Genomic DNA, 12,237 nt, shown 5'->3' with positions numbered 1-12,237 from the left:
TGGATGGTGTGATGGCAGGCGGCGCAGACGATGAGGGTCTTGCGTCGCATTTTCACCATGAGTTCCGCCCACGGGGGCCGTTGTCCCGCTCGGGGGAGGTCTGTGAGTTTCCGGATGTGGTGGGCTTCCACCTGGCCGGTTCTCGTGCAGAGCTCGCATCTTCCCGCTTGGAGGCGTTCGAGTAGCTGTTTGCCTCGTCTGCGGGTGAGCGGAGCGGGCGGCTGGTCGGTGATGACCGCTTTCCGCTGCCGGATGAGGGGAATGCCACCGAACCGTGCGACCAGTGGGTTCCTGCCTGCTCGTTCGGCACGGGCTTCGAAGCATCTGCGCCGCCCGTAGGGTGTCATGATGGTCGTCGCGTGCTTGCGGGCCATCTTGGTCACCGTGGAGCGGTGCTTTGCCGCCAGTGTCTTGAGCATCGCGGTGAGCATGACCCAGCGCAGCCGGTCGAGTCGCCAGACGTCGCCGGCCGGCAGGTAGTACTGGACGATGCCCCGGTACTCGGCCCCGAACCTGCCGATGATGTCGTAGTCGGTCAGGTTCGTCAGGTGGGGCTGATGCTCGGGTTTGCCGTGCGTGAGATACGGGGCGCATTTGGCCTTGATCACGGGGAACGGCACCCGCAGTGCGATCTTTCCGTTGGTGGCGCGCAGGCCGCGATTGACCCGCCCGCCCCGGGAGACCTTGTCGTCGGCGTGCTGGACGGTGATCTCGTAGCCGAGGAATCGTGCCGCGCCTGTGCGGGCGTGGGTGATCAGCGTCTTGTCCTGGTTGAGTTCCAGCTTGAGTTCGTCGCGCAGGAACGTGGTCAGGCGTTGTTTGATCTGTTCGGCTTCGGCCTTGGGTCCGATGAACCCGAGGAGGTGATCGTCGGCGTAGCGGATGTAGCGTAGTCGCCGGTAGGTGGGGTCGTGGGGGTCCCCGACCGGTAGGCGGCGCAGCTGCCGGCGCAGCTGCCGCACCTCGGCGGTTTCGGTGTGCTCCTTTCTTGAGGCGTGCCGTTGGCGGGTACTCCAGATCGCGTTTTCGATCTTCCGGTAGGCGGGATTCTTTATCCTGGCATTTCCTCGGGTGTGTTCCGGGATGAGAACTGTCTCGACGAACCTGTCCAGCCGGTCCAGGTATTTGCTACTTCCGACAGTGCGGTGTGGCAGCCTTTTCGGGGACGGAAACCGTGTGAGCGGTCGGAGAATCGTGGCTCGTAATACGCTTCTAATAGTAGGCGGATCACTTCGCCGACGAGTTTGTCCGACCAGGATGGCAGGCCCAGCGGGCGTTTACTCCCGTTCTTTTTGGGGATGTAGGCCCGGCGGACGGGCTTGAATCGGAAACGTTCGTGGCGCATCGCGTCGATGACGCGTCCGATCTTCGCCTGTGACATGCCGTCTGCGGTCTCTCCGCAGGCCCCGGGGGTCATCGCTCCGTGGTTGGAGTAGATCTTCCCGTAGGCCATGAGATACAGGTGCGGGTTGAACAGTTGTCGGTACAGTTCCTCGCATGGCAGGCCGCGCCTGCCGCGTTCACGCAGGACATCCAGCACTGTTTCGGCGCTCTGCATTGCGCATACCTCCCAGTATCGGTTGATGTCCGGTCACCTGGCCCCGCTGGGTAGGCCGCCGACGAGGTTTCCGCAGGTGCGGACCCTTTTCCGACGGCCCCCCTCCGAACGACGCATGCGATTTTCACCGCACGTCGCTCTCCAGTGCCGCATTCCGCGAAATCTGCCGTGCCGGAAGTCCGAGATGGATTTCGTCATGGCAGCCGCGGCAGACGATCAGGGTCTTGCGACGGCGCAGAGCCATCTGCCTGACCCACTCGGGCTGTTCAGCCCGGTTCCCGGCCTGGAGTTCGTCAAGACGCCGAACATGGTGCGCCTCGACGTCGGTCTTCGCCTTGCAGAGTTCACAGCGTCCGGACGTCAGCCGGCCGATGAGTTCTGCGGGGCGCTTCTTCCAGATCGCCGGAAGATCGTCGTTCAGAACTACCCTTGCGGTCCTGCGAGCCAGGGAAACCCCACCCCATCGGGTGACCAGCGGCCTTTTCCCCTCGCCTCGGTCGATCGTGACTTGCAGACCTCGGCGAGGGCCCGCTGCGGTCGGCCAGGTCGCACGGTAGCGGTTCCACACCTTATTGACGCTGATCTTGTTCTTATGCCCCAGCGTCTTGGTGAGCGACCGCTCCATGACCCATCTCAGCAGGCCGAGCCGGTGCCGGTTGTAGGCCAACTGGTAGTACTCCGCGATGCCCCGGAACTCTGCCTGGTAGCGGGCCACGATCCGGAAGTCGGAGTCGTGGACGCGTGCCAGGATGGCAGCCGGTTTACCGCGTCGCATATAGGGTTTTCGTTTGGCTCGCACGACGTCCATGGGCACTTTCAGTCCGATCTGTCCATTGATGGAGCGATGACCGTTCTGATCGTGCTTGGCGTCGTTGTGGTGGACCACGATCTCGTAGCCGAGAAAGCGAGCCGGTTCGGTCCGCCCATGGGTAATCAAGGTCTTGCGCTCGGAAAGCTCCAGCTTGAGATGATCGCTCAGAAACCTTCCGATCTTCTCCTTGATCTCCTCGGCTTCCTGTCGTGTTCCGGCGTAGCCCAACAGCCAATCGTCCGCGTAGCGGATGTAATACAGCCGCCGGTAGTCCGGATCGTTGGGGTCGCGGGAGGGGAGCTTTTGCAGGTGCTGTCGCATCTGCCGGGTCCCTTCCCGCTGGCCCTTCTTCTCCAGCTTCCAGACGGCCTTGTGTAGCCGCATATACGGTAGATAAGGCCGTCGCCGGGCTCCGCGGTTGTAGACAGGAAAGAGTTCCGTTTCGACATACTTGTCCAACCGGTTCAGGTAGATATTGGAGAGCAGAGGGCTCAGAATTCCGCCCTGTGGCGCTCCACTCATCGTTTCGTGATAGCGCCAGTCCTCCAGATATCCCGCCTGAAGTAGTCCATCGATTAGGCGCAGGAACCGCCCGTCATGAATCCGTTCGGCCAGCATCGATCGCATGATCGAGTGGTCCACGGATCCGAAGCAGTCGGTGATGTCGCCCTCGATGAACCATACTGTTCCGCACCACTGGCGTTGGACCTCCCGCAAGGCGGTATGACATCCACGGCCAGGACGAAATCCGTGGGAGTAGTCGGAGAACTGCGGCTCGTAATACGCTTCCAGCAGGGAGCGGATCACTTCTTGCAGCAGCTTGTCCGACCATGCAGGCAACCCGAGCGGACGTTTCTTCGACGAGTTCTTCTTGTCGATGTAGGTGCGTCGTACCGGGGTCCATCGGTAGCGCTCCTGGCGGAGCGCCTCGATGATTGCCTGAATCTTCTTCAGGCTCATGCCGTCCACGGTCTCCGGACTGGTTCCGGGTGTCATGGCACCGTCGTTGCGGTAAATCTTCCCGTAAGCGCGCAGATACAGCTCCGGGTTGAAAAGGTGGCGATACAGTCTTTCGAGTGGTAATCCCTTCTTGCCGCGTTCGTGGATGATCTCCAGTAAGGCTTCGGCTCTCTGCATTACGCGTACCCCACCTGCTCTGGATAATCGTGACACCTGTGCCACTTGGCCCTGTGAGCGGCTTTCCCGCTCTCCCCGGTGGGGCGTTACTCCCACGACTACTATTGGCACTCCGTCACCTTAGGGCTCGCGCCCCTTAGGTGATCCCGAATTCCTCTTGCGTTGGACGTATCGAGTGAGACTTAGGCGGCCTGTCCGTTCCCTTGAGTGAGCTCGTTGCCCACCGTCCATCAGCCGGAAAGGTTGGGGCGAAGCAAAGGGGATTCGCCTGATACTGATGGCTCCGCTCCAGGCGTTATATGTCGGAGGATGCACATTTCCATCCCTGGGAACTGGGCTTCAAACAATACGGTCTTCGCCATATCACACGGGCCTTGCATGACAACACCATCAACGCCTTCACAGCGCTCCATGCTTTCCCGCCATGCTGTTGTCCCCTCGCGGTTTCCCGTCCAGGTAAGGCGGGTGGCCCAGAGGCTTCCTCCTTCCGAACCTCTACTCTCTGCGAGAGCGATCCAACGCCGAGTTAGACGGCGCAACTTCGCCCTGTGGACGGCTTTCCCGTCCTCCTTGGTGAGGCGTTACTCTCACGACTACTACGAGGCCTCCGTCGCCATGAGACTCGCGTCTTTTAGGCGATCCCGCGTTCGTCTTTGTCATACGTATCGAGCGTGACTTAGGCTTCCCATTCATCTCCTTCAATCCCCTCGCTGGGGATCGTCCTCGCTCCCGAAGGTTGCGCCATAACGCTATTAATCCGGCGCAGGGGGGCGGCACCGGTGCCAGGCATGATTTCCGGTGGATGCAAGCCTTTCATCGACTGGAGATTGGGATTCAGGCAATTCAGCTTTAGCCATATCACGCGGGCCCCTCAGTGCATCGTTTCCATGCCTGAGCACGACCACTGATTTTCTGGCATGCTATTGTCCCCTTCTCCCTTTCGGGTCCGGGTAAGCCATCGGGCCCAGAAACCTCCCTTCAGTTCCTCCCAGCTGCGCTGGGGATATGACAAAGCGCCTCGCGGCGCACGCGCGTTGGTCACCAGCTCCGAGATGACGAGCTCTGCGTCGTCGACCAGGTGGGGAAGGCCCCAGTCGGTCAGGGTCTTGCGCACCATGGCGCGGGCTTCTCCCACCATGGCGGGGTCGGTGGGCAGGGCCCAGGATGTTGCGTTCATGTCGGCTCCGAGAGCGGTCCCCATGCAGGGCGTGGGGGATGTCGGGGGTGCCCGAACAGCGCGCGGAGGCCCGGCGGTGAGCACCTTCCCGCCGGGGATGAAGGTGCTTACGTGGTGGTGCGGGGTTCGGCGACGGTCGCCAGCTCGTTGTGCAGCCGGATCAGCGTGGAGAGATCGTCTGCGCTCACGGTCGCTGCGCAACCGGCGTCCCGCTGGGCTCGGGTCAGCCTGGCGCTCCGAGTTGTCCACCAGCGGCCCTTGTCGGTGCGCCACACTGGCTTCCAGCCAGGGAACTCAAGGGTTTCAAGGCTCACAGATCGCTCCGTCGCAATGAAGGCAGGCCTAGCGGGGCCTTCATGATGCGCCGCGTACCATGCTTCATGCAACATGCATGGCGAAACGTGCGGCATGTGTCCTAGCATGAGTGCCTTGGCCGATAATCAGCCTCTACACGAAGAAGGAGAACTTGGTGTAATGACCGATGATCACAGTCCTACCCTGCGGCTTCGCCGCCTCGGTCACGAGCTAAGGCGGCTCCGCGAGGACAAGGGCCTGACCATCCGCGAGGCGGCGGCTCAGCTTGAGTGGTCAGCGGCGAAAATTTCACGCATCGAAAGTGGCCACACGAAGCGTGTGGACGTGCAGAACATCCGCGCTCTGTGCGGTCTGTACGGTGTCACCGAGCAAGGGTTCGTCGAAACCCTGCTGGCCCTCGCGCGCGAGGCCAAACAACGGGGGTGGTGGCAGGCGTACCAGGACATCATTGAAGGCCCTTACGTTGGCCTTGAATCAGAAGCATCGACGATTCGAACATTCCAACTCGGATGCATCCCCGGCCTACTGCAAACCGCTGAGTACGCCGCAGCAATCACCCGCGCTGCTTCTGTACGCGATCCGGAGGAGGTTGAACGTCGCGTAGGCATGCGCATGAAGCGGCAGGAGGTGCTTGGCAGGGCGGCTCCGCCGCAATTCTGGGCGGTGATCGACGAATCCGCTGTGTTGAGGCCCGTCGGCGGCCGGGAGACGCACGAAGCCCAACTCCGCAAGCTAATCGATACGTATTCGCTCGATCACGTTAAGGTGCAGATTCTGCCTCTCGCGGCCGGGGAACACGCTGGACTCACTGGCCAGTTCGTCATCCTCGACTTCCCCGAAATCACCGACCGCAGCGTTGTCTACCTGGAAACGGCAACCGAGGGCCTCTACCTGGAAGAAGCACCTCAGCTCAAGCGGTATAACGTGTTGTTCCAACACGTGTGCGCTTCGGCGCTCAGTGTCGAAGCGTCGATCACACACCTCTCCAATCTGATCGACAAACTGTGAGGACAAGTGGATCTGTCACGCGCTAAGTGGCACAAAAGCACACGCAGCTCCGGTACTGGCCAGGATTGCGTGGAAGTCGCGCAGAACCTGCCGGGCATCGTCGCGGTTCGCGACAGCAAGAACCCCAACGGACCCAAGCTGGCTGTCAGCCCTGCCGAGTGGAGCGCCTTCGTCGGTGGCGTGAAGGGCGGCGATCTGCAGTAGGCGGAGCACAAAGAAGGCCCCCTGGCGAGCAGTGGACGCCAGGGGGCCTTCTGGATCTGTCGCAGTCCAGCATAGCCAGGAGCGTTCCCACAGGTCAGGATGCGGTCAAGGAACCTACACGAGGAGTGATCGCATGGATCTATCCCGTGCCATCTGGCGCAAGTCGTCACGGAGTCAGGGCGGCAATAACAACTGCGTGGAAGTCGCGTCGGGTTTCGCTGGGACCATCGCTGTACGCGACAGCAAGGAGCCGGCCGGGCCCGTCCTGGCCGTCACCCCTGGCGCCTGGCGCGAGTTCGTCGGCGGCATCAAGGCCGGAGATCTGTAGTACCGGATCATGCCGACCAACGCATGAGACGATGCGCGAGGCTCGCGTACCGTACCCAGCTCGGGTCGTGGCACCGGGGCCGGCGCCCTGATCACGCGCCCACCGCACCCTGGCTCCGCGTGCGGATGACGCGCGCGGGGGCCAGCGCCGTACTGTGGGTCCCGCACGCCCCTGAGGTGATCCTGCGGACCTGCCCGAGCGCGAGCGCGAGGCATGGGGTATCTGGCCGAGCTACGTGACCAAATCAACTAGGTGAGGCGAGGACGGTGGATCGAACCAATCCTCTAGCCTGGCGCAAGAGCAGCTACAGCGGTGGCGGCAGCGGCAGCTAGAACTGTGTCGAGGTGGCCAAACTCCCGGACGGCGGCCATGCTCTCCGGGACAGCAAGATCTCCGACAGCCCGGTGCTGGCCGCGACTCCCCGAGGCTGGACGGCATTCCTCGACAGCGTGAAGAACGGCCTTTGGGCTAAATCGCGCAGTAGGCCCCCGACATCGCCTGCCGGGGGCCTACGCGTGAATCGAACCAATGCCGAGATTATCCGCTGTCCGGGCATGTCATCTGGAAAGAGCGCTACACGGTCCCGTCTGCCGCGTGAGACGATCTGCTTAGCCCTGCGTGATCTCTCCTCACGCGTCGTGACACCTGGGTCGGCGCCCTGATCCCACGGCACCTGGGCCCCTCGCGCGCATGACCTGCGAGGGGACTGCGCCGTACTGTGGGACCATGAGCGCTCAGCCCGCTCCTGCGGGGGGACCCTGGATCAGCGCGGCGGGCATCTATTTTCCGGCCAGGGCTCTGGAAGAAGCGCTGGTGAGCAAGTGTGGTCCCCGCGCACGCGGGGATGGTCCCGGACACCCCGGGCTCGGCATGGACACGCCTCCGTGGTCCCCGCGCACGCGGGGATAGTCCGTGGATCTGTCGCTGCTGGTCAGAGCCTATGTCGCGTCTTTGACCAGCAGCGCCACCGTCTCAATGTGGTGGGTCATCGGGAAGGCGTCGAAGGCGCGCAGGTCGACCAGGGGGTAGCCCTGGTCGGCGAACCAGGCGACGTCGCGGGCCAGGGTGGCGGGGTCGCAGGAGACGTACACGACCCGGGAGGCGTCCAGGCCCGCGACGCGGCCCACCACCTCGCGGCCGAGGCCGGTGCGCGGAGGGTCGACCACGACCACGTCGGCGCGCTCGACGCCGAGCCGGTCCAGGGTGTCCTCGACGCGGCCGCGCTCGACGCGCGCCTGGGGCAGGTCGCGCAGGTTGTGGCGGGCGTCCTGGACGGCGCGGGCGTCGGACTCGATGCCCAGCACGGCCCCCTCGGGACCCGCCGCCTCGGCCAGGCCCGCCGCGAACAGCCCGACCCCGCAGTACAGGTCCAGCGCCCAGTCGCCGGGCCGCACCGCGGCGAACTCCAGCACCGCGTCCAGCAGGACCGCCGCCGTCCCGGGGTGGATCTGCCAGAAGCCGCTGCCGGTGACCCGGAAGTCCCGGGAGCCGACCCGCTCGGTCAGGGCCGTACGGCCGCGTACGGCCCGGACGTGGCCCCGCCCCTCGTCCACCAGGACGTAGGCGTCGGCGCCCAGTTCGGGGACCGCGACCGTGCGGTGGCCCTTCGGCGTGACGACCACGGCGCGCTCCCCCGTGGAACTGGCGATGGCCTCGACGCCCGAGGCGCCGCGCCAGTTGTGGCGCTCGACGCCGGGCCGCTCGACCTCGGGGTGGGCGATCAGGCAGGCGTCGACCGGCTCGATCTCGTGCGAGCGGTGGCGGCGCAGGCCGGGGTGGCCGTCGGGCGTGACGGCGAACTGGACGCGGGTGCGCCAGCCGAGGCCCTTGGGCGCGCCGGGGACCTCCTCGACGTCGACCTTCACCTCGACGCCGGCGAGCCGCTGGAACTGCTCGGCGACGATCTCGGCCTTGTAGCGGCGCTGCGCGGCGAGGGTGGCGTGCTGCCAGTCGCAGCCGCCGCACCGGCCTGGCCCGGCGAACGGGCACGGCGGCGTGACGCGGTCGGGCGAGGACTCCAGGATCTCGACGGCGTCGGCGCGCAGGAAGCGCGTGGTCTCGTCCGTCACCTCCGCCAGCACGCGCTCGCCGGGCAGGGCGTGGCGGACGAACACCACACGGCCCTCATGCCTGGCGACGCACCAGCCGCCGTTGGCGACACGCTCCACGTCGAGTTCGATGAGCTGCGTGGGTTCTACGGGCACTGCGCTCCCCCCGATCACGTCTTGAGCTGATCATCCTTACGCGCCACAGCGTAGGGCCGGCGGACCGCCCCTGGGGCGAACGACTCCGGCCTGCCCTTGAGGCGGTCCGAGGACGCCAGCTGCCACGGCACGCTGGTGACCATCACACCCGGCTGGAAGAGCAGGCGGCCCTTCAACCGTAGCGCGCTCTGGTTGTGCAGCAGGTGTTCCCACCAGTGGCCCACGACATACTCGGGAATGAACACCGTCACGACGTCGCGGGGGGAACGGCGGCGCAGGCTCTTGACGTACTCCAGCACCGGCCGGGTGATCTCGCGGTACGGCGAGTCGAGGATCTTGAGCGGCACCGGGATGCCGCGCTCCTCCCAGTCGTGCTGCAACTGCTTGGCCTCGTCCGCGTCCACGGCGACCGAGATGGCCTCCAGCGTCGAGGGCCGGGTCGCCCTCGCGTACGACAGGGCGCGCAGCGTCGGCTTGTGGATCTTGGAGAGCAGGACGATCGCGTGGTTCCTGGCCGGGAGCATCGACTCGTCGACGTGCGTGTCCTCCGGCACCACCAGCTCGGTCGCGACGTTGTCGTAGTGGCGCCTGATGCCGCGCATCATGAGGAACAGCAGGGCCATGGCCGCGCAGGCGATCCACGCGCCGTGGATGAACTTGGTGATCAGCACGACGACCAGCACCAGGCCGGTGACGGTCCCGCCGAACGCGTTGATCACCCGCGACCGCTTCATCTGGCCGCGCTTCTTGGGGTCGGTCTCGGTGGCCAGCAGGCGGTTCCAGTGGCGCACCATGCCCGTCTGGCTGATCGTGAACGACACGAACACCCCGACGATGTAGAGCTGGACCAAGCGGGTGGTGTCGGCCTGGAAGGCGAAGATCAGCAGCCCGGCCATCCCGGCGAGGATGACGATGCCGTTGCTGAACGCCAGCCGGTCGCCCCGGGTGTGGAGCTGGCGCGGCAGGTAGCGGTTCTGGGCGAGCACCGACCCGAGCACCGGGAAGCCGTTGAACGCGGTGTTCGCGGCGAGCACGAGGATCAGCGCGGTCATCGCGGAGATGACGTAGAACGCCGGGGTGAAGTTGCTGAACACGGTCTGGGCCACCTGGGCGATCACCGGGTCCGGGTGCGGGACGACGTTGCCCGCTCCGTCGACCACGACGCTGCCCGTCGAGGGGTCGGCGAACTTCGCCCCGGTGATGTAGGCGAAGGCGGTGATGCCGGCGAACATCGTGGCGGCCAGCACGCCGAGCGCCAGCAGCGTGTTGGCGGCGTTCTTGCCCTTGGGCTTCCTGAACGCCGGGACGCCGTTGCTGATGGCCTCCACGCCGGTCAGGGCCGCGCAACCGGAGGAGAACGCGCGCAGCAGCAGGAACACCAGTGCGAACCCGCCGATGCCGGCGCTCTCGCCGGTGACGGTGAAGTCGGCGGTCGGAGCCTTCAGATCGGCGCCGAACATCAGGCGCACGCCACCCCAGATCATCAGCCCGAAGACGCTGATCATGAAGGCGTACGTCGGGATGGCGAAGGCGAGGCCGGACTCGCGGATGCCGCGCAGGTTCATCACCGTGAGCAGCGCGACGAGGACGATCGCCGCGGCCACCTTGCGGTCGTGCAGGAACGGGATGGCGGCGCCGAGGTTCTCCACCCCCGACGACACCGACACCGCCACCGTGAGCACGTAGTCGACCATGAGCGCGCTGGCGACGACCAGGCCGTAGTTGGACCCGAGGTTGGTGGTGGCCACCTCGAAGTCGCCGCCGCCGCTGGTGTAGGCCCGGACGTTCTGCCGGTAGGACGCGACGACGGTCAGCAGGATCACCACGACGGCGGCGGCGATCCACGGCGTGAAGTGGTAAGCTGCGAGACCCGCGACCCCGAGCGTGATCAAGATCTCCTGCGGCGCATACGCGACCGATGACAGTGCGTCACTGGCGAATACCGGCAACGCGATGCGTTTGGGCAGCAGTTGCTCGTGTGCCTGCGCGCTTCGGAGCGCCCGGCCCACCAGTAACCGCTTGACCATATCTCCAACCTTGGCCACGAGTGATGATGCTAGCCGCGGGCGGACATGCTCCTCACATGTGCTGGCCAGAACCGGTCATACTTGGGCTGGTAGCTGGATAAAGTCCAGGGGTTGCCGCTCAACAGCCACAGCGGGGGAGCATGCACATCGTCATCATGGGATGCGGCCGGGTCGGCTCGACCCTGGCCCACATCCTCGAGGACAGCGGCCACTCGGTCGCGATCATCGACAGAGATCCCCAGGCGTTCCGGCGGCTGCGCGCGGGCTTCCGCGGGCGCCGCGTGACCGGCATCGGCTTCGACCGCGACGTCCTGGAGGAGGCCGGCATCGAGTCCGCCGGCGCGTACGTCGCCGTGAGCAGCGGCGACAACTCCAACATCATCTCGGCCCGGGTCGCCCGCGAGACCTTCGGCGTCGACAACGTGGTGGCCCGTATCTACGACCCGCGCCGCGCCGAGGTCTACCAGCGGCTGGGCATCCCCACGGTGGCGACCGTGCGGTGGACGGCCGACCAGATCCTGCGGCGGGTGCTCCCCGAGGGCGCCGAGCCGCTGTGGCGCGACCCCACGGGCACGGTCATGCTCGCCGAGGTCGCCTACCACCCCGGCTGGATCGGCATCCGCACGGGCACCCTGGAGAACGCCGTGGGCACCCGCGTCGCCTTCGTCAACCGCATGGGCGAGGCCCTGCTGCCCCGGGACGAGACCGTCCTGCAAGAGGGCGACATCCTGCACGTGATGGCCGCCGAGAACGACATGGAGCGGATCAACAAGGTGCTGTCGTCGGCACCCGAGGAGGAGTCGCACTGATGCGCGTCACGATCGCGGGCGCGGGGGCGGTCGGCCGGTCCATCGCCGCCGAGTTGCTCGAGAACGGCCACGAGGTCCTGCTCATCGACATCGACCCCAAGGCCATAAAGATCGACAGCGTGCCGCGGGCGGAGTGGCTGCTGGCCGACGCCTGCGAGATCTCCTCGCTGGACGAGGCCGGGCTGAACAACTGCCACGTCGTCATCGCCTCCACCGGCGACGACAAGGTCAACCTGGTCGTCTCGCTGCTGGCCAAGACCGAGTACGGCGTGCCGCGCGTGGTGGCCCGCATCAACCACCCGAAGAACGAGTGGCTGTTCAACGAGTCGTGGGGTGTGGACGTCGCGGTGTCGACCCCGCGCCTGCTGTCGGCGCTGGTGGAGGAAGCGGTCAGCGTCGGCGATCTGGTCCGTCTGATGACGTTCCGGCAGGGGCAGGCCAACCTGGTCGAGCTCACGCTGCCCGAGGACGCCCCCGTGGTCGGCCAGCGGGCCGGCTCGGTGCCCTGGCCGGCCGACTCGGCGCTGGTGGCGATCCTGCGCGAGGGCCGGGTGCTGGTGCCCACCGACGACGACCCGCTGGAGGCCGGCGACGAGTTGCTGTTCGTGGCCAGCCAGGAGGTCGAGCAGGAGCTCGCTCACCTGCTGGCCCCCTGAGGC

Annotated in this window: 13 protein-coding genes; 6 read left to right on the top strand and 7 right to left on the bottom strand. The window is 65.7% G+C overall.

What is annotated here, in order from left to right; translation table 11 throughout:
- The 5 genes from AB0M95_RS19630 to AB0M95_RS19610 all read right to left on the bottom strand — a co-directional run.
- On the bottom strand, window positions 1-962 hold a 962-nt coding region (locus AB0M95_RS19630), incomplete at its 3' end, for a group II intron reverse transcriptase/maturase (protein ID WP_363766280.1).
- 89 nt (window positions 963-1,051) lie between these two features.
- Window positions 1,052-1,558 carry a reverse transcriptase/maturase family protein gene (locus tag AB0M95_RS19625; protein WP_363766277.1) on the bottom strand — a complete coding sequence of 169 codons (507 nt, stop codon included), beginning with the start codon at window positions 1,556-1,558 and terminating at the stop codon, window positions 1,052-1,054.
- A 124-nt stretch (window positions 1,559-1,682) separates the two neighbouring features.
- The gene (locus AB0M95_RS19620) at window positions 1,683-3,506 is read right to left on the bottom strand and encodes a reverse transcriptase domain-containing protein (RefSeq protein WP_363766274.1); all 1,824 of its coding nucleotides are present in this window, start codon (window positions 3,504-3,506) and stop codon (window positions 1,683-1,685) included.
- 871 nt (window positions 3,507-4,377) lie between these two features.
- On the bottom strand, window positions 4,378-4,683 hold the full coding sequence (locus AB0M95_RS19615; protein ID WP_363766271.1) for a hypothetical protein: 306 nt from the start codon (window positions 4,681-4,683) through the stop codon (window positions 4,378-4,380).
- Between the two features lie 107 nt (window positions 4,684-4,790).
- The gene (locus AB0M95_RS19610; protein WP_363766268.1) at window positions 4,791-4,997 is read right to left on the bottom strand and encodes a hypothetical protein; all 207 of its coding nucleotides are present in this window, start codon (window positions 4,995-4,997) and stop codon (window positions 4,791-4,793) included.
- A 160-nt stretch (window positions 4,998-5,157) separates the two neighbouring features.
- Here AB0M95_RS19610 and AB0M95_RS19605 point away from each other — a divergent pair, with 160 nt between their 5' ends.
- The 4 genes from AB0M95_RS19605 (at window position 5,158) to AB0M95_RS19590 (ending at window position 7,200) form a co-directional block, all read left to right on the top strand.
- Window positions 5,158-6,006 (top strand): helix-turn-helix transcriptional regulator, encoded by an 849-nt coding sequence (locus AB0M95_RS19605; RefSeq protein ID WP_363766265.1) that lies wholly within the window; start codon window positions 5,158-5,160, stop codon window positions 6,004-6,006.
- A 6-nt stretch (window positions 6,007-6,012) separates the two neighbouring features.
- Complete coding sequence (locus AB0M95_RS19600; RefSeq protein WP_363766262.1) at window positions 6,013-6,210, top strand: DUF397 domain-containing protein; 198 nt, start codon at window positions 6,013-6,015, stop codon at window positions 6,208-6,210.
- Between the two features lie 133 nt (window positions 6,211-6,343).
- Window positions 6,344-6,538, top strand: a complete 195-nt coding sequence (locus AB0M95_RS19595) for a DUF397 domain-containing protein (protein ID WP_363766259.1) — start codon at window positions 6,344-6,346, stop codon at window positions 6,536-6,538.
- A gap of 344 nt (window positions 6,539-6,882) precedes the next feature.
- On the top strand, window positions 6,883-7,200 hold the full coding sequence (locus tag AB0M95_RS19590) for a DUF397 domain-containing protein (RefSeq protein ID WP_363766256.1): 318 nt from the start codon (window positions 6,883-6,885) through the stop codon (window positions 7,198-7,200).
- Window positions 7,201-7,476: 276 nt separating this feature from the next.
- Here AB0M95_RS19590 and AB0M95_RS19585 read toward each other — a convergent pair whose 3' ends face one another.
- Together AB0M95_RS19585 and AB0M95_RS19580 are read right to left on the bottom strand one after the other, a co-directional pair.
- Window positions 7,477-8,742, bottom strand: a complete 1,266-nt coding sequence (locus AB0M95_RS19585) for a class I SAM-dependent RNA methyltransferase (RefSeq protein ID WP_363766253.1) — start codon at window positions 8,740-8,742, stop codon at window positions 7,477-7,479.
- Between the two features lie 14 nt (window positions 8,743-8,756).
- Window positions 8,757-10,769: an APC family permease gene (locus tag AB0M95_RS19580; RefSeq protein WP_363766250.1), complete on the bottom strand. Its 2,013-nt coding sequence runs from the start codon at window positions 10,767-10,769 to the stop codon at window positions 8,757-8,759.
- 140 nt (window positions 10,770-10,909) lie between these two features.
- Here AB0M95_RS19580 and AB0M95_RS19575 point away from each other — a divergent pair, with 140 nt between their 5' ends.
- Window positions 10,910-11,578 (top strand): TrkA family potassium uptake protein, encoded by a 669-nt coding sequence (locus AB0M95_RS19575; RefSeq protein WP_363766247.1) that lies wholly within the window; start codon window positions 10,910-10,912, stop codon window positions 11,576-11,578.
- On the top strand, window positions 11,578-12,234 hold the full coding sequence (locus AB0M95_RS19570) for a TrkA family potassium uptake protein (RefSeq protein WP_358510389.1): 657 nt from the start codon (window positions 11,578-11,580) through the stop codon (window positions 12,232-12,234). The genes AB0M95_RS19575 and AB0M95_RS19570 overlap by 1 nt, the downstream gene beginning before the upstream one ends.
- Window positions 12,235-12,237: the final 3 nt, after the last annotated feature.

Origin of the sequence: Sphaerisporangium sp. NPDC051017, assembly GCF_040683095.1 — a bacterium.
In the GTDB taxonomy this organism is placed as follows: domain Bacteria; phylum Actinomycetota; class Actinomycetes; order Streptosporangiales; family Streptosporangiaceae; genus Sphaerisporangium.
This window is presented reverse-complemented; position numbering and strand designations above follow the sequence as displayed.